Genomic DNA, 17,002 nt, shown 5'->3' on the forward strand with positions numbered 1-17,002 from the left:
ACCGCAGCGAGGGTCGTGGGTCGGAGGGGGCTCACGACCCTCGTGGCGTCAGCGCAGGCAGACCCAGTCGGTCGCCACCACGTGTTCGCCGGTGTACGCACGCAGCTGCACCGGCCCGGTCGGCGGCACCCCGAGCGAGAAGAGACCCACCGCGTCGACCGTCGCCTCGTCGTAGACTCCGCCCACGGTCCGGGCGCTGACCCGACCACGACCGGCCGGCGAGACCTGACCGACGATGCCGGCGTCGCTGACCTCGATCTCCAGCACGATCCCGTCGCCCCGGAAGCACAGGCTCCGCGCCGAACCGGAGGAGCGGGTGAGCCCGGCCGACTCCGGTTCGAGCACCGAGTCGAAGGTCAGCTCGGCCAGGGTCACCTCGGCGTCCGTCCGCCGCCGGGCGAACGCCGCCCGCGCCGCCGTCAGATGCTCCTCGGGCACTCCCTCGGAGTCCCAGAGCGCGGCGACCAGTTCCGCCGCCAACCTGCCGTCATCGACCGGCGGCCACGGCTCCATCGCGGTCACCCCCCTGCCGTCCGGTGTCCGGCCGCAGTCCCAGGTACGGGGCCAGCACCGCGCAGTCGCGCAGTCGCCGCAGGCAGCGGGCCTGGGTCGGTCCGATGCTGCCGACCGGTACGCCCAACCGCTCGGAGACCTGCCGGTAGCTCGGCGGCGGCTCGGCCATCAGCAGCGAGAGCAGTTCCTGGCACCGGGAGGGCAGTTGGGCGAAACCCTCCCGCAGCGCCTGCCGCCGTTCCGCCCGTAACAGGTCCTCCTCCGGCGGCGCGACGTCGGCCCACGTCCCGTGGTAGGCGTCGAGCGAACCGTCGGAGGGGTCGACGGGTTGGGTCCGCCGGACGAGACGCGACATCCGGTAGCACTCCCGTCGGGTCGTGACGGCCAACCAGGCCGCCAGCGCCTGCGGCTCGCGTACCTGCTCCAGGTGCTCCACCAGGCGCAGCCACACGGTCTGGTTGACATCGGCCGCGTCGGCGCCGCTCAGGTCGTGCGACCGGATCACCGAGTACACCAGCGGGGTGTACCGGCGCACCAGCTCGGTCCAGGCCGACTCGTCCCCGTCTGCCGCGGCGGACACCAGGGCCCGCACGCTCCGATCGGTCACCACGCCGCCCTGCCGCTCATCCGACGAGCACGCCGTAGTCGGGGTGCCAACGCGGCGCCGCGAGCAGGGCCAGCCGGGCCGCGTCGGCGCTCAGTCCCGCCCCGGTCATCAGGGCGGCGAGTCGACCCGAGACATGTGCCGTGGCGAACGACGTACCGGCCCAGGTGGCGTACCTGTGGAACAGCCGGGTCGGTCGTCCGGGCAGCGGCAGCCGCCCCTCGACGTACGTGCTGTCCCGCCGGCCGAGGGCGCAGGCGTCGACCCACGCCCCCCGGCCGCTGTAGTCCGCCGGGACGACCACACCCGCGGTGTCCGTCTCGACGGCCCCGACCGCCAGGACCCGGTCCAGCGCGGCCGGCCACACCGGACGGTCGACACCGGCGTTGCCCGCCGCCGCCACCACCGCCGTCGTCGGGGGCATCGCGGCCACCGCGTTGGCCAGCGGCAGCGAGGGTTGGTCGTCGAGGGTGAAGCCGCCCAGCGAGAGGTTCACCACCGACACCTCGCCCGAGAGCCGGCTCAGGGCGGCCACCAGCATCGACTCGTCCCCGACTCCGGTGGGCGCCAGCGCCGCCTCGGGATCGAGGCGTACGCCCGGCGCGGCCTGCCGCACCACCCCGGCGACGAACGTGCCGTGCCCGCCCTGCGGGGCGAGCACGTCGGTGTGCACGTAGAGCGGGTCCTCGTCGTCGACCTCCGGGAGGTACGCGCCGCCCAGCCACTGCGGGTGCCGGTTGCCGGCCTGCCGGCAGATGCCGGTGTCGCAGATGCCGACCGTCACCCCCGCCCCCTCGGACTGCCGGCCCGGATCCGGCGGTGGCAGTGCGGCGAGAGCGCGGGGCGGCCCGCCCGGATTACCCATGATGTTGCCGAGGCCGAGCAGCACGTGGTGCGGTTGGACCAGCGGCACCGGCGCTCCGGGCCACTGTCGGGGGTCGCGCAGCTTCGTCACGAGCGCGGGGATGTCGGCCTCCGCGGCGAAGACCAGCCGGGCGACACCGCCGAAGCCGACGCCGAACGTCACCGGGTTGCCGCTGGCTCTGAGCCAGGCGGCGACGCGCTGGGCGTCGGCCGGGGCGGTGAGCACCTGCCGGGGTCGGTACAGCACCTCCCGGCCGGGTGCGGCGTGGCGCCGCACGGTGCGGTCGGCGTCGAGCATCGCGGTGAACGCGAGCTGGTAGGCCTTGTCGTCGGCGACGGTGTCGTCGCCGAGGGCCGGCGCCGGCCGTACGGTGGACGCCAGTGGCACCGCCACCGTGGCCAGTGCGGACACCGCCAGGAGGCGCCGTCGGGAGAGCCGGGTGGTGACGGGTGGCACGGTGGGACGGTCGGGCAGCACGGGTCCTCCCAGGCGACTCGGGAGGCGGCACGTCACTGGTGGTCCGGTGCGGCGGGTTCCCGGTCTCCGGTCAATTCTTCCAAGCGATCGGCGCATGTCAATGCCAAAGACATACTCACCGTCACACGTCGACCACTCGGGGAGATATCGACGATACTCAGCGGGTGGTGACCTCTCTGCCCGTGCCGGACCGCACCGCTGACGGCGCCGGGACCGCCCAGGCGGCACTCGACACCGTCCAGCGCTCCCCCAGCCAGGCGATCACCATCGCCGAGCGGGTGCTCGCCGCCCGGTCCGACGCCGACGAGCGCTCGACCGCCGACCGCGCCATCGGTCTGGCACTGCGCGAACTCAACGACCTCTCCGGCGCCCGGCGCCACCTCCGTCGGGCCGTGCGGACCGCCGGCACGGCCCGGACCCGGGCGCTGGCCCGGATGAGCCTCGGGTACGTCCTGGCCAGTTCGGGGCACACCGCGGCGGCGCTGCGGGCGGTGACCGCCGCGCTGCCGGAACTGACCGGGGCCGACGCCGGTCGGGGCCGGATGCAGCGGGGCGTGGTGCTGCACTACCGCGGCCGGTACGACGAGGCGGTGCGGGACTACGGCCTCGCCATCGACATCGCCCAGCGCGAGGGCGACCTCCTGCTGGAGGCCCGGGCCCGCAACAACCGGGGCCTGCTCAACGCCCACCGGGGCACCACCGGCGGCGCCGACGACCTGTCCCGGGCGGCAGCCGCCTTCGACCGGCTCGGCCTGGACCTCGCGGCGGCCGACGCCCGGTGGAACAGCGGGATCGCGGCCGGTCGACGGGGCGACATCGCGGCGGCGCTGCGCTGTTTCGCCGCCGTCGGCGAGGAGTACCGGCGTCTCGGCGTCCCCCGGCCCGCGCTGCTGCTGGACCGCTTCGAGTTGCTGCTGTCGGTGCCCCTGGTGGACGAGGCGGTGGAGATCGCCGCCGTCGCGATCCGGGAGTTGCGCCGCCGTGGCATGGCCTCCGACCTGGCCGAGGCGCTGCTGGCGCAGGCGCGGGCCGCCCTGCTCGCCGGTGACCTGGCCACCGCCACCGAGGCCGCCGCCGCCGCCCGGACCCGGTTCCGACGGCAGGGCCGCCGCACCTGGGCCGCGTTCGCCCGGCACGTCGAACTGCGTGCCGAGGCCCGCCGGGGGACCCGGACCACGGCCCTGCTCACGGCGATGACGCGGACCGCCGACCAGCTCGACGGCACGGGCTGGTCCGATCCCGCGCTGAGTACCCGCATCGACGCCGGCCTGCTGGCCACCGCGACGGGTCGCCCCGACCGCGCCCGGGCCCTGTTCACCGTCGCCGCCCGCGCGCGGGTCCGGGGCACCGCCCCGCGACGTGCCCAGGGCTGGTACGCCCTCGCCCTGTCCCGCCGACTGGGCGGTGACGAGGCGGGTGCGGCCCGCGCGCTCCGTCGCGGGCTGGGTGTGCTCGACCGGCACCGGACGTCGCTCGGCGCCACCGAACTGCGGGCCAGCAGCGGGGCGTACGGGCAGGAACTGGCGGCCGAGGGTCTGGACATCGCGATCCGGGCCGGGGCGCCGGCGCAGGTCCTCGCCTGGGCCGAACGGTGGCGGGCCAACGCGCTGCGGATGCGGCCGGCGCTGCCACCCGACGATCCCGACCTGGTCGCGGCGCTCGCCGAACTCCGGCTCGTCAGCGGCCTCCTGGAGGACGCGGTCCTGGCCGGACGTCCGGTACGCGCCCTGCGCGGCCGGCAGACCCGACTCGAACAGCGGATCCGGGACCTCGCCCGGCGGGTACCCGGCGGAGTCGGGGTGACCGCCCCGCCCGGTGTCCGTCGGCTGGCCGACCGGCTCGGCACCCGGGTACTCGTCGAACTCGTGGCGCACGGCGACCGGCTCGGGGCGGTGCTGGTCCGCGACGGCCGGGCGAGCCTGCACGACCTCGGCTCGCTCGCCGAGGCGGCGAGACTGGCCCGATGGCACCGGTTCGGGCTGCGGCGACTGATCGTCGGCGGCGATCCCTCCGCCGCACGGGCCGGCGCCGCACACGCGGCGGCGGCACTCGACAGCCAACTCTTCGACCCGTTGCGGCGACACCTCGCCGACCGGCCCCTGGTGATCGTCCCGGTCGGGGTCCTGCACTCGGTGGGATGGGCCGGGTTGCCCACCTGCGCCGGCCGGGCCGTCACGGTCGCCCCCTCGGCGACGGTCTGGCTCGAGGCGGACCGGCGTACCACCTGGGCGGGTCCGCCCGTGCTGGCCAGCGGTCCGCGCCTGGCCGCCGGGCGGGCCGAGGTGCGACGGCTCGCCGAGGTGCTGCCGGGAGCCCGGTCGCTCGTCGGGCCGGACGCCACCGCCGGTGCGCTGACCGCCGCGCTGGACGGTGCCGGCATGGTGCACATCGCGGCGCACGGCACCTTCCGCGCCGACAATCCCCAGTTCTCCACGCTGGAGCTGGCCGACGGGCCGCTGTTCGCCTACGAGTGGGAGCGCGTCGCCCGGCCACCCGGCTGCGTGGTGCTCTCCGCCTGCGAGTCGGGGCTGACCGACGTGCGTCCCGGCGACGAGATCATGGGTTTCGCCGCGGTGCTGCTGGCGCTGGGCACCCGATGCCTGGTCGCCACCGTCCTGCCGGTGCCCGCCGAACCCACCACCGCGCTGATGGTGGACCTGCACCGGCGGATGTGGGCGGGCGCCCGCCCGGCGTCGGCTCTCGCCGACGCCCAGCAGGCGTTCGTCGCCTCCGGCGACAGCGCCGCCCGCGCCACCGCAGCCGCGTTCGTCTGCCTGGGCGCCGGATGACCGGGCGTCCCTAGGACGCGCCGCCGATCAGCGCGGCAGCGGTGGCGCGATCCAACGCACCGTCGGCGACGACGACCCGATAGCGGCCGTGCCGGCTGGAGCCGGCCGGGATCGTCACGGTCTCCTCGAACGCGAACGCCACGCAAACCCCCGGGTACATCGAGGTCCGCACGAACCACCGGTCGCCGGGCCCGAGGCCGCTGAAGACCAGGGTGTACGCCGCCCCGCCCGGCGCCCGAGCCCGCATCGCCACCCACGGTTCGTCGCCGCCGTTGACCTGTTCCTCGCCGGTCGACGAGTCGCTGAAGACCTCGGGCTCCCCCTCCGCCACGGCACGCCAGAAGAAGCCGCCGTAGCCGGCCCCGCCGGGGCGGCCGTTGGTCGCCGGGCTGCCCAGTGTCACGTCCCGGTCGGCGGGGGCGGTGAGGGTGCTGGTCACCTCCAGCCGCCAGGCACCCTCGGGGTCCGCGTCGGACATCCCGTCCGCCGGGGCGGGCAGCGCCGAGGAGGTGAGGGTACGCCGCTCGGTGAGCAGCACCGCACCGGACGGGTCACACCAGTGCAGCCGATGGTCGAGGCGGTCGGCCGCCCGGTGTGCCCAGCCGGCGTGCACGATCCGGCCGTGGTCGCCCCGCCAGGTGTAGCCGACGTCGCGGACGTAGGTGCGTCCACCCCAGAGGTTGGTGCCGTCGACGTCCTGCACGGCCAGCGAGGCGCCGAGGTGCCAGACGTGGTCGGCCGGGAGCGCGTCGGTGACCGGCACGCCGGCCAGGGTGCGTACCGGGTGCAGGTAGGGCCGGGGCCCGTGCGTGGCGTCGAGGTCGGGCGCGAGCACGTACCGGGCGACCGGCGTGCCAGCGACGACCAGGTGCGGATTGTCGTCGGCGGTGGGCGTACCGGCGACCGGGTCGGCGGTGGTCACGACAGCTCCGCCTCGACGACCGACCGGCGGCGGGCCACGGCGTGCACGGCGGCCAGCGCGTACCCGGCGAGGATCGGCACCGCGACCGGGGTGACCAGCACGCCGAGCAGCGCGGCGACCACGCTGGTGCCGGCCAGCGCGGCCCCGTGCGCGGGGTGATCGAGGCAGATCCGGGCGGCCCGGCTGGCGGCCGACCGCCAGCCGGTGCCGCCGGTGCGGCCCACCTCGACCACGACCGCGGCGGCGTACCCGAGCAGGCCCGCCGCGACGACGGTGGTGACGCTCAACGCCAGCGCCCCGCCGGGCACCCGGCCGGTGCCCAGCGCCACCAGGTCGGCGGCGAGCAGGCCCACGGCGACGAGCCCGAGCAGCGCCACCGGCAGTCCCGGCAGCAGTCCCCGGCCGAACCGGGAGAACGTCTGCCGGGCCGTCGGCCAACTGCCGGTGGCCAGCCAGTCGTGCACGGCCGCGCTGGCGGTGCCGACCGCGGCACCGGCGGTCACCACCGGGAGCGCGGCGAGCACCGTCAGGATGCCGACCAGCGCCAGGTCGGCGGCGTCGCGGACGGTGTCCCGCCAGTCGCGGCGCGGCGGGCGCCGGTGGTGGTCGTCGTCAGCCCTTGAGTCCACTGGTGTTGATCCCCTCGACGAGCATCCGTTGGAAGGCCACGAAGAACACGAAGACCGGCAGCAGGGACAGCACCGACATGGCGAACATCGGTCCCACCGCGCTCTGGCTGGTGGAGTCGATGAACAGGGTCAGCGCCACCGGCACCGTGTAGTCGCTCAGGCTGGACAGGAAGACCAGTTGCCGGAAGAAGTCGTTCCAGGTCCAGATGAACGAGAAGATCGCGGTGGTGACCAGCGCGGGCCGGCTCAGCGGCAGGATGACGTGCCGGAAGATGCCGAACGCGTTGGCGCCGTCGATCCGGGCGGCCTCGTCCAGCTCACGCGGGATGCTCCGCATGAACTGCACCATCAGGAAGACGAAGAACGCCTCGGTGGCCAGGAACTGCGGGATCAGCAGTGGGAGGTACGGCCAGTCGCCGCCGACCAGGCCGAGGCTGCGGAACAGGATGTACTGCGGCACGATCAGCACGTGACCCGGTAGCAGCAGGGTGCCGATCATGACGGCGAACCACATCCCGCGCAGCCGGAACTTCAGCCGGGCGAAGGCGTACGCGGCGAGCAGGCAGCTCACCCCGTTGCCGACCACGGTCAGCAGGCTGACCATGGCGCTGTTGAAGAAGAACCGGCCGAAGCCGACGTCGAAGTTGGTCCACCCGTTGGTGTAGTTGCCGGGGGTGAACGTCTCCGGCAGCAGCCCGATGTTGTTGACGATCTCCTGCTGCGACTTGAACGACGTGCCGATCATCCAGATCAGCGGGTAGAGCACCACCGCGACGATGGCCAGCAGCACGATCAGCCGCAGCCAGGAGCGGCTGCGCGGGCGTTGCGGGCGGGTCGCCACGGGTGGCGCCACGGTGCTCGCCACCATCAGCGGTCCTCCCCGTCGGAGTAGTGCACCCAGAACCGGCCGGTGCTGAAGAAGACGACCGTGATGAGGGCGATGGCGATCAGGAACACCCAGGCCATCGCGGAGGCGTAGCCCATCTCCAGGTCGGTGAAGCCGGTGATGTAGAGGTTCAGCGTGTACATCAGGGTCGAGTCGACCGGGCCGCCGGTGCCGTTGCTGAGCACGAACGCGGCGGTGAAGCCCTGGAACCCGTTGATGGTCTCCAGCACCAGGTTGAAGAAGATCACCGGGGAGAGCATCGGCAGCGTCACGTTGACGAACTTCCGGAACGCGCCGGCACCGTCCACCGACGCGGCCTCGTACAGCTCGGTCGGCACCTGCTTGAGCCCGGCCAGGAAGATCACCATCGGTGCGCCGAACTGCCAGATGGCCAGCACCATCAGGGTCTCCAGGGCCCAGTCCGGGTCGTTGACCCAGGGCTTGCCCTCGATGCCGAACAGCGCCAGGAAGGAGTTGAACGCGCCCTCCCGGTTGAACATGTTCACCCAGACGATGGCCAGCGCCACGCTGCCGCCGAGCAGCGACGGCAGATAGAACAGGCCCCGGAACAGCCCGACCCCGCGCCAGGCCCGGTTGAGCAGCAGCGCCACGCCGAGGGCGGCGGCCAGTTTCAGCGGTACGGCGATGAGCGCGAAGCTGAGCGTGACCCGGACCGAGTGCCACCACGACGGATCGCTGGTGAACATCCGTTCGTAGTTGGCCAGCCCGACCCACTCCACCTCGGACCAGGGGGTGAGGATGTCGTAGTTGGTGAAGCTGAGGTAGAGCGACAACAGCATGGGCATCGCGGTGATGGCCATCAGACCGATGAGCCAGGGCGACAGGAAGACGTAACCGGCCAGACCTTCCCCGTGCCGGATCCGTCCGGTCCCGCGCCGGGTGGCGTCGGGCCGGACGGATCCGGTGCCGCGGCGGGTCGGGTCGGGCGCCGTGGTCAGGGCCACGAACTGCTCCTCTCCGGGTTTCGCGGCGGCGTCAGGAGGCGATCGCTGCCTTGCTGGCCTCGACGAACTGCGCCGCGGCCTCGGCGGGGGTGGCCCGCCCGTACTGGGCGTTCTCGGCGGCCTTGATCAGTTCGGCGCGGACCTTGCTGTGGCCCTTGATCGGCACCTGCGGCGCCTCGCCGAACGTCTCGGCCAGCGTGTTCTCGACCTCGATGGACTGCTTCATCGCCGGGTCGGTGGTGTCGTCGCTGACCACGCGGCGCAGGTCCATGTTGGAGGGCAGACCCCGGTCGGTGCCGAGCAGCTTGACCGCCTCCGGGTCGTTGGCCAGGAAGTTGATCACATCCACCGCGACGTCGGCGTTCTTGCTGCCCCGGAAGACCGACCAGTACATCGAGGCGCGGGCCCACTGGGCGCTCGGGTCACCCGGGTACGCGACGACGCCCAGCTCGTCGGCGGTGTTCTTCTTCAGCTCCGGCATCTGGTTGACCCAGACCCAGGAGGTGCCCGCCTTGCCGGTCACCACGAGCTGCTTGGTGATGTCGGTGGCGTTGCCCTCGTGGATGATGTCCGGGGTCGGGGTGGCGCCCCGGTCCCGCGCGCCCTTCCACAGCTCGAACCACCTGGTCACGTCCTCGGCGGTGAAGCCCAGGTCGGTGCCGGCGTAGAGGTCCTTGCCCTGCTGGCGCAGCCAGACCCAGAACGCCTTGTAGTCGGCGCTCGGGTCCTGGGTGCCGGGGACACCGGCCTTCTTGCTGACCTGCTCGGCCCAGGCGATGTGCTCCTCCCAGCTCATCCCGGTGGTCGGCTCGGGCAGCCCGTTCTTGGTCAGCAGCGTCTTGTTGTAGACCAGTCCCTGGGTGTTCTCCCCGGCGGCCAGGCCGGCGAGCTTGCCGTCGACCTCGCCGTACTGGAGCAGGCTGGGCGGGAACTTGCTGGTGTCGAGGTCGCCGGAGTCCGCGTACTTCTTCAGGTCCAGGGTGGCGTTGCGGGCGGCGTACTCGGCGAGGAAGTTGTCGTCGATCTGGAAGATGTCCGGCGGGTTGCCACCGGCGGTGAGCGTGGCCAGCTTGTCGAAGTAGCCCTGGTTGGCCTGCCAGACCTTCTCGAACGTGACGTCCGGGTTCTTCGTGGTGTAGAGGTCGAGGGCCTGCTCGGTGAGCTGGGCCCGGGCGTCGCCGCCCCACCAGAAGATGGAGAGCTTGACCTTGCCGTCGGAGCCGGCGTCGTCACCGCCGCAGGCGGCGGCCGCGCCGACCAGCGGCAGGGCCACGACCGCGGCGAGCATGCCGCGCAGCAACCGTCGGCGGAGCAGAGGGGTACGGTAGGTGCGCCCGTCGGACGCGTTCGCGGTGGGGTGCGTTGCGGGGTGCATGTGCGCTCACTCCTTGGCGTTAGGAGGCGACGACGTCACCGGCGGCCACGATCGGGCTGCCCGGGTCCGCACGGCGATGCGGGCCCGGGCCTACGGCAGTGGCGCCAGGACGTTCCCGGCCGGCGTATGGTCCCGGCCCGGTGGAGTCGCGGATGACCAACTCGGTCTGGAGCATTACCTGTGCGGTGGTACGACGGACGCCGACTGTCGCCCCGGCACCGCTGCCCCGGCTGGTACGCGGGAGATCGGTGTCCTGTTGCAGCAACATGTCGACGGCCGTCCGGCCGGCGGCCGCGGTCGGCGTGGCCACCGTCGTCAGTTTGGGGCGGGTGAGCCGGCTCAGGCTGATGTCGTCGACCCCGACGACACTGATCTCCTGCGGCACCCCGACCCCGAGTGCGTCGAGCCCCTCCAGGAGCCCGATCGCGATCAGGTCGTTGTAGGCGAGCACGGCGGTGACGCCGGCCCGGCGGACCGGCTCCGCCTGGGCGAGGCCGCCGTGTTCGGTGGGCGGGTTGGGGCCGAGCACGGTCAGGTCCGCACCGGCGGTCCGGGCCGCCGCGCTGGCGGCGCGCCGGATCTCCCGGCTGGTCCATGAGCCGCGCGGTCCACCGAGCAGGGCGATCTGCCGGTGGCCCAGGCCCACGAGGTGCTCGATGGCGGTCCGTGCGCCCTGCCCGACGTCCATCAGGACGCAGGGCAGACCGGCCAGTTGGCGGTTGACCACGACCAGCGGCACCTCGCGGCTGAGCTGCTCGATCAGGCTGTTGCTCATCCGTGGGCTGCACAGCAGCACACCGTCGACCTGCTTGGCCAGGGCGTGCACCAGTTCCTCCTCCGCGGCCGCGTCCTCGTTCGTGTCGGCGACGAAGACGTGGTAGTCGCGGTGGCGGGCCTGGCTCTCCGCCGCCTTGATCAGCGGCGGGAAGAACGGGTTGGCGATGTCGGCGATGATCAGGCCGATGTTGTGCGTCCGGCCGGTGATGAGGGCCCGGGCGGCGCGGTTGGGCCGGTAGCCCAGGTCCTCGGCGCAGGCCAGCACCCGCACCCGGGTCTCCGGGTTGACCAGGTGGGGCGCGGAGAAGGTGCGGGAGACGGTGGAGATGTGCACGCCGGAGGCCCGTGCGACGTCCCGGATGGTGACTGGCACTCAGGCCCCCTTCATCGATGTGTGTCGGCGGTCACGGTGCCGCCAATTAATGCAAACGGTTGCTCCACTGTCAACGGCACTTGATTACAGCTCTGTTTCGGCCGGGCTCTCGCCATGCACTCCAAACCCCATGAATAGGGTCAAAAGACGCCGATTCTCGGCCGCTCGTTGACTCTGACCAATCGATCGTGGTTACTTCACTGCAAAGGTTTGCATAAAGATCGAGGAGGATCGGTCTGTGTCACCGCAACCCGGCAAGCGCGCCCGGTACGCCGTCGTCGGCACCGGCGCCCGCGCCGAGATGTTCGTCCGGGCCCTGGTCCGCGACCACGCGGACACCGCCGAACTGGTCGCGTTCGCCGACGTCAACCAGGCCCGGATGGACGCCCACAACCGGTGGCTCGGCGAGCTGGGCCACGCTCGGCTGCCGACGTACCACGCCGACGACTTCACCACCATGCTGGCCGAGGAACGTGTCGACGTGGTGCTGGTGACCTCGGTCGACGTCACCCACGACACGTACGTGGTGGCCGCGCTGGACGCCGGCTGTGACGTGGTCACCGAGAAACCGATGACCACCGACGCGGCCCGCTGCCACCGCATCCTCGACGCGGTACGCCGCACCGGGCGACGGGTGACGGTGGCGTTCAACTACCGCTACAACCCCTTGCACGAACAGATGCGACGGCTGCTCGCCGAGGGCGCGGTCGGCGAGATCGGCTCGGTGCACTTCGAGTGGCTGCTCGACGTGCGCCACGGCGCCGACTACTTCCGACGCTGGCACCGCGACAAGGCCAGCTCCGGCGGGCTGATGGTGCACAAGGCCAGCCACCACTTCGACCTGGTCAACTGGTGGCTGGACGCCACTCCGGTGCAGGTGTACGCCGCCGGCCGGCTGTTCTTCTACGGCGACGACGGCCGCCGGCACGGCTACGCCCGCGACTACGACCGGGCGCACGCCGCCCCCGCCGCCGCCGACGACCCGTTCGCGCTGCGCCTGGCCGAGCACCCCCGGCTGCGCGAGCTGTACCTCGACGCCGAGGCCGCCGACGGCTACCACCGCGACCGCAACGTCTTCGCCCCCGGCGTGACCATCGAGGACGACATGGCGGTGCTGGCCACCTACTCCAGCGGCGCGACGATGACCTACCACCTCACCGCGTACGCACCGTGGGAGGGCTACCGGGTGATGGTCAACGGCAGCCGGGGCCGGCTGGAACTGGAGGTCACCGAGAGCGAGTTCGTCAGCCCGGCCGCCGCCGGTGCGCTCAAGGGTGCCGCCCTGCACGGCACCGAGGCCGCCGCCGAGGGCGGTCAGGCCACGCTGACCCTGCGCCCCTTCTGGTCCCCGCCCCGACGCATCGAGGTCGACGGGTACACCCGGCACGGCCACGGCGGGGCGGACGCCCGGATGACCCAGGTGCTCTTCGGCGGCGTACCCGATCCGCTGGATCGCGCGGCCAGCGCCCGCGACGGCGCGCTGGCCCTGCTCACCGGTCTGGCCGCCAACCGGTCCTTCGACACCGGCGCCCCCGTGCGGGTCGCCGACCTGCTCACCCTCGACTGACCTCGACCCCAGGAGCCGAACCCCGTGCCCACCTCGACCCGTCCCGACCTGCTGTTACCCGCCGAGCCCGGCCAACGTGCCCTGGCCCGCGAGCTGTACGCGCTGGTGGCGCGGCTGCCCATCATCTCGCCGCACGGGCACGTCGACCCGGGGCTGCTCGCCGACGACCAGCCGTTCCCAGACCCGTCCCGGCTGCTCATCGTGCCCGACCACTACCTGACCCGGATGCTGTTCAGCCAGGGGGTGCTCCCGGCCGAGCTGGGCGTGCCCACCCGTGACGGCAGCCCGGTGGAGACCGACGGGCGGCGGATCTGGCGGCGCTTCGCCGAGCACTGGCACCTGTTCCGGGGCACCCCGTCCCGGCTCTGGCTGGAGCAGACCCTCACCGAGGTCTTCGGCCTGGACACCCGGCTGTCGCCGCAGACCGCCGACGACGTATACGACGCTCTCGCCGCCCGCCTCGCCGAGCCGGACTTCCGGCCCCGGGCACTGTTCGAGCGGTTCAACATCGAGGTGCTGGCCACCACCGAGTCGCCCCTGGACGACCTTGGTCGGCACGCCAAGCTCGCCGCCGACGGGTGGGGAGGTCCGGGCGGTCGGGTGGTCACCACCTTCCGGCCGGACAACGTGGTGGACCTGGAGTTCGAGGACTGGTCGGCCAACGTCGACCGGCTCGGCGAGATCACCGGCGAGGACACCGGCACGTACCAGGGCTATCTGGCCGCGCTGCGCGCCCGCCGGGAGGTGTTCATCGCCGCCGGTGCCACCTCGTCGGACCACGGGCACCTCACCGCCCGCACCCTGGACCTCGGCGCGGACGCGGCGGCGCTGTTCGACCGGGCCCGCCGGGGCCGGGCCGAACCGGGCGACACCGAGGCGTTCCAGGCCCACATGCTGCTGGAGTTCGCCCGGATGTCGCTGGACGACGGGCTGGTCATGCAGTTGCACCCGGGGGCGGTGCGCAACCACAACCGGTGGCTGCACGCCCGGCACGGGCGCGACGTGGGCGGTGACGTCCCGCAGGTCACCGAGTTCGTGCACGCGCTGGCTCCGCTGCTGGACGCGTACGGCAACGACCCCCGGCTGCGGGTGGTGCTCTACACGCTCGACGAGGACACCTTCACCCGGGAACTGGCACCGCTGGCCGGCGGGTACGCCGCCCTGGTGCTCGGCGCGCCCTGGTGGTTCCTGGACTCCCCCGAGGTGCTGCGCCGGTTCCGCGAGACGGTCACCGAGACGGCCGGCTTCTACAACACCGCCGGGTTCGTCGACGACACCCGCGCGTTCTGTTCCATTCCGGTACGCCACGACGTGGCCCGCCGCATCGACGCCGGTTTCCTGGCCCGGCTGGTCGCCGAGCACCGGCTGCCCATGGACGAGGCCGCCGAGACCATCGTCGACCTGGCGTACCGGCTGCCGAAGCAGGTCTTCAAGTTCGGAGAGAAGCAAGCATGACGACCATCACCGACGTGACCGTGCACGACGTGCGGTTCCCGACCGCCGCCAGCGGCGACGGCTCCGACGCGATCAACCGGGGTGACTACTCGGCCACCTACGTGGAGCTGCACACCGACGACGGTCCGACCGGCGCCGGGTTCACCTTCACCAACGGTCGCGGCAACGAGATCACCTGCGCCGCCGTGCGGGCCCTCGCCCACCACGTGCGGGGACGCACGGTGGAGGAGATCACCGCCGAGCCGGTGGCGTTCTGGCGCTCGCTCGTCGCCGACGTGCAGTTGCGCTGGCTCGGCCCGGAGAAGGGGGTCATCCACATGGCCACCGGCGCGCTGGTCAACGCCGTGTGGGACCTACGCGCCAAGCTCGCCGGCAAGCCGATGTGGCGCTACCTGGCCGAGCTGTCCACCGAGGAGCTGGTGGCCAACGTCGACTTCCGGCACATCACCGACGCGCTCACCCCGGACGACGCCGCCGCGATCCTCGACAAGGGGCGTGACGGCCTCGGCGACCGGCTGGCCCTGCTGGAGCGGGACGGCTTCCCCTCGTACACCACGTCGGTGGGCTGGCTGGGTTACCCGGACGACAAGGTCCGGGCGTTGACCCGGGACGCGTACGCGCAGGGGTGGCGGGCGATGAAGATGAAGGTCGGCGGCCCGCCCTCCGACGACCTGCGGCGGGCCCGGATCATCCGGGCCGAGATCGGCCCGGACGCGCTGCTGATGATGGACGCCAACCAGGTGTGGGACGTCGACGAGGCGATCACCAACATGACGGCGCTGGCCGAGGTCGACCCGTACTGGATCGAGGAGCCGACGCACGCCGACGACGTCCTGGGGCACGCCCGCATCGCCCGCGCGATGACCGAGCTGACCGGCGGCCGGTGCCGGGTCGCCACCGGCGAGGTGGCCGCCAACAAGGTCATCTTCAAGCAGTTGTTGCAGGCCGAGGCGATCGGCGTGATGCAGATCGACGCCTGTCGGGTGGCCGGGGTCAACGAGGTGCTCGCCGAGATCCTGCTCGCCGCGAAGTTCGGCGTACCGATCTGCCCACACGCGGGCGGCGTCGGGCTCTGCGAGTACGTCCAGCACCTGGCGATCTTCGACTACCTGCGGGTGGGCACCAGCCTGGACGGCCGGATGGTGGAGTACGTCGACCACCTGCACGAACACTTCGTCGACCCGGTACGCACCCGCGACGGGCGGTACCTGCTGCCGACCGAGCCGGGCTACAGCGCCACCATGCGTCCCGAGTCGATCGCCACCTTCCGTTTCCCGGACGGCCCGACGTGGCGGTGACCGTGGGCGCGTCCCGACTCGATCTGGGCGCCCTGCGCCGACTACCGGTGCAGTCCCGTCCCCTGATCCGTCCGGGCACCGTGCCGGCCGGCGTGGTGCACCTCGGGCTCGGCGCGTTCCACCGCGCCCACCAGGCCGTCTACACCGAGCAGGCGCTCGCGTCGGCCGGGGGTGACTGGGGCATCGTCGGTGTCGCGCCGCGCAACGCGGATCTGGTGCGGACGCTGACCGCGCAGGACAACCTGTTCAGCGTGAGCACGCTCTCCGCAGACGACCAGCAGACCCGGGTGATCGGGGCACTGGCCGACGTCCGGCTGGCCGCCGCCGACCCGGGCGCGATCGTGGCGTTGCTGGCCGACCCGGCGATCCGGGTGGTCACGCTGACGGTGACCGAGAAGGCGTACCAGTTGGACCCGGCGGCCGGGACGCTGCGCCCCGATCCGGAGCTGGTCGCCGACCTGACCAGCGACCGGCCACCGGCCACCGTGCCGGGGCTGCTGGTGCGCGGTCTGCTGGCCCGTGCCGCCGCCGACGCCGGCCCGATCGCGCTGGTCAGCTGCGACAACCTGCCCGCCAACGGCCGCCGGCTGCGCGGCCTGGTCACCCAGGCCCTGGTGTACGCGGGCGCCGGGCAGACAGCGCTGGACTGGGTCCAGGACCAGGTCGGCTTTCCCGGCACCATGGTCGACCGGATCGTGCCGGCCAGCACCGCGCAGACCCTCGCCGAGGCCCGCCGGGCGCTCGGTGTCGAGGACCTGGCGGCGGTGGCGGCCGAGCCGTACACCCAGTGGGTGATCGAGGACGACTTCCCCGGCGGGCGGCCCGCCTGGGACCGCGCCGGTGCGGTGCTCTGCGCCGACGCCGGGCCGTGGGAGCGGCTGAAGCTGCGCGGGCTCAACGGGGTGCACTCGGCCGCCGCGTACCTCGGTGCGCTCGCCGGATGCGAGACGATCGCCGACGCCCTCGTCCTGCCGCACCTGGCGGCGGTGCTGCGGCGGCTGATCACCGAGGACGTGGCGGCCAGCTTCACCCCGCCCGACGGCGTCGACGTGGTCGAGTACGGCGAGCAGGTGCTGGCCCGCTTCGGCAACCCGGCCATCCGGCACCGCACCCTCCAGGTGGCGATGGACGGCTCGCAGAAGCTGCCGCAGCGGATCCTGCACACCATCGCCGACCTGCGCGCGTCCGGCCGCTCCGCCCGATGGGCGGCGTTGGTCGTGGCCGCCTGGATCCGGTTCGCCCAGGGCACCGCCGACGACGGCCGGGCGCTGCCGCTGGACGACCCGCTGGCGGAGCGGATCCGCACCGCCCTGGCCGCCGCACCGCAGACCCCGGCCGGGGCCGTCGACGCGGTCCTCGCTCTCGACGAGGTCGTCCCGCCCGAGGTGGCCGCCGACGCCCAGGTCCGCGCCGACGTCACCGCCTGGCTGACCGACCTGCACCGCCACGGCGTCCCCGCGACCCTGGCCGGTGCCGGATGAGTGAAAGGAAGGGCACCTTCCTAACG

General features: G+C 73.0%; 14 protein-coding genes. 5 read left to right on the forward strand and 9 right to left on the reverse strand.

Features of this window, described 5'->3' with window-relative positions; genetic code table 11:
• Positions 1 to 48: 48 nt before the first annotated feature.
• The 3 genes from ACFYTT_RS26850 to ACFYTT_RS26860 are packed head-to-tail and all read right to left on the reverse strand — an operon-like array spanning position 49 to position 2,459.
• Positions 49 to 513, reverse strand: a complete 465-nt coding sequence (locus ACFYTT_RS26850) for a hypothetical protein (RefSeq protein ID WP_387263231.1) — start codon at positions 511 to 513, stop codon at positions 49 to 51.
• Complete coding sequence (locus ACFYTT_RS26855; protein WP_131056670.1) at positions 488 to 1,120, reverse strand: RNA polymerase sigma factor; 633 nt, start codon at positions 1,118 to 1,120, stop codon at positions 488 to 490. The genes ACFYTT_RS26850 and ACFYTT_RS26855 overlap by 26 nt, the downstream gene beginning before the upstream one ends.
• A 16-nt stretch (positions 1,121 to 1,136) precedes the next feature.
• A complete protein-coding gene (locus ACFYTT_RS26860; protein ID WP_387263235.1) occupies positions 1,137 to 2,459 on the reverse strand; it encodes a S8 family serine peptidase in 1,323 nt (440 codons plus the stop codon).
• A gap of 167 nt (positions 2,460 to 2,626) precedes the next feature.
• On the opposite strand from ACFYTT_RS26860, the gene ACFYTT_RS26865 reads away from it, so the two are divergent.
• Complete coding sequence (locus ACFYTT_RS26865; RefSeq protein ID WP_387263237.1) at positions 2,627 to 5,248, forward strand: CHAT domain-containing protein; 2,622 nt, start codon at positions 2,627 to 2,629, stop codon at positions 5,246 to 5,248.
• 10 nt (positions 5,249 to 5,258) lie between these two features.
• On the opposite strand, the gene ACFYTT_RS26870 is transcribed toward ACFYTT_RS26865, so the two are convergent.
• The 6 genes from ACFYTT_RS26870 to ACFYTT_RS26895 are packed head-to-tail and all read right to left on the reverse strand — an operon-like array spanning position 5,259 to position 11,175.
• The gene (locus ACFYTT_RS26870) at positions 5,259 to 6,170 is read right to left on the reverse strand and encodes a PmoA family protein (protein ID WP_387263240.1); all 912 of its coding nucleotides are present in this window, start codon (positions 6,168 to 6,170) and stop codon (positions 5,259 to 5,261) included.
• Positions 6,167 to 6,799, reverse strand: coding sequence for a hypothetical protein (locus tag ACFYTT_RS26875; RefSeq protein WP_387263243.1), 633 nt, complete (start codon positions 6,797 to 6,799; stop codon positions 6,167 to 6,169). The genes ACFYTT_RS26870 and ACFYTT_RS26875 overlap by 4 nt, the downstream gene beginning before the upstream one ends.
• Entirely contained in the window at positions 6,783 to 7,667 is an 885-nt protein-coding gene (locus tag ACFYTT_RS26880; RefSeq protein WP_176094442.1) for a carbohydrate ABC transporter permease, read from the reverse strand. The genes ACFYTT_RS26875 and ACFYTT_RS26880 overlap by 17 nt, the downstream gene beginning before the upstream one ends.
• Positions 7,667 to 8,650: a carbohydrate ABC transporter permease gene (locus ACFYTT_RS26885; RefSeq protein WP_131056866.1), complete on the reverse strand. Its 984-nt coding sequence runs from the start codon at positions 8,648 to 8,650 to the stop codon at positions 7,667 to 7,669. Before ACFYTT_RS26885 ends, ACFYTT_RS26880 begins: the two co-directional genes overlap by 1 nt.
• Before the next feature lie 31 nt (positions 8,651 to 8,681).
• Positions 8,682 to 10,025 (reverse strand): ABC transporter substrate-binding protein, encoded by a 1,344-nt coding sequence (locus ACFYTT_RS26890; protein ID WP_387263248.1) that lies wholly within the window; start codon positions 10,023 to 10,025, stop codon positions 8,682 to 8,684.
• A gap of 19 nt (positions 10,026 to 10,044) precedes the next feature.
• Entirely contained in the window at positions 10,045 to 11,175 is a 1,131-nt protein-coding gene (locus tag ACFYTT_RS26895; protein ID WP_387263251.1) for a LacI family DNA-binding transcriptional regulator, read from the reverse strand.
• A gap of 238 nt (positions 11,176 to 11,413) precedes the next feature.
• On the opposite strand from ACFYTT_RS26895, the gene ACFYTT_RS26900 reads away from it, so the two are divergent.
• Genes ACFYTT_RS26900 through ACFYTT_RS26915 form a run of 4 tightly spaced genes read left to right on the forward strand, consistent with a single transcriptional unit; the run spans position 11,414 to position 16,976 of the window.
• Positions 11,414 to 12,742 (forward strand): Gfo/Idh/MocA family oxidoreductase, encoded by a 1,329-nt coding sequence (locus ACFYTT_RS26900; protein WP_357216890.1) that lies wholly within the window; start codon positions 11,414 to 11,416, stop codon positions 12,740 to 12,742.
• 24 nt (positions 12,743 to 12,766) lie between these two features.
• Positions 12,767 to 14,197, forward strand: coding sequence for a glucuronate isomerase (uxaC, locus tag ACFYTT_RS26905; protein ID WP_176094446.1), 1,431 nt, complete (start codon positions 12,767 to 12,769; stop codon positions 14,195 to 14,197).
• Complete coding sequence (locus ACFYTT_RS26910) at positions 14,194 to 15,495, forward strand: enolase C-terminal domain-like protein (RefSeq protein WP_387263255.1); 1,302 nt, start codon at positions 14,194 to 14,196, stop codon at positions 15,493 to 15,495. Before uxaC ends, ACFYTT_RS26910 begins: the two co-directional genes overlap by 4 nt.
• Positions 15,486 to 16,976 (forward strand): mannitol dehydrogenase family protein, encoded by a 1,491-nt coding sequence (locus ACFYTT_RS26915; RefSeq protein WP_387263258.1) that lies wholly within the window; start codon positions 15,486 to 15,488, stop codon positions 16,974 to 16,976. The genes ACFYTT_RS26910 and ACFYTT_RS26915 overlap by 10 nt, the downstream gene beginning before the upstream one ends.
• Positions 16,977 to 17,002 lie beyond the last annotated feature (26 nt).

This window comes from Micromonospora sp. NPDC003816, assembly GCF_042874705.1.
Taxonomy (GTDB): Bacteria; Actinomycetota; Actinomycetes; order Mycobacteriales; family Micromonosporaceae; genus Micromonospora.

What these genes read in the sequence shown, in the direction of transcription:
- ACFYTT_RS26850 (WP_387263231.1), bottom strand. Translation starts at nt 513, where the DNA reads ATGGAGCCGTGGCCGCCGGTCGATGACGGCAGGTTGGCGGCGGAACTG.
- ACFYTT_RS26880 (WP_176094442.1), bottom strand. Translation starts at nt 7,667, where the DNA reads ATGGTGGCGAGCACCGTGGCGCCACCCGTGGCGACCCGCCCGCAACGC.
- ACFYTT_RS26890 (WP_387263248.1), bottom strand. Translation starts at nt 10,025, where the DNA reads ATGCACCCCGCAACGCACCCCACCGCGAACGCGTCCGACGGGCGCACC.
- ACFYTT_RS26910 (WP_387263255.1), top strand. Translation starts at nt 14,194, where the DNA reads ATGACGACCATCACCGACGTGACCGTGCACGACGTGCGGTTCCCGACC.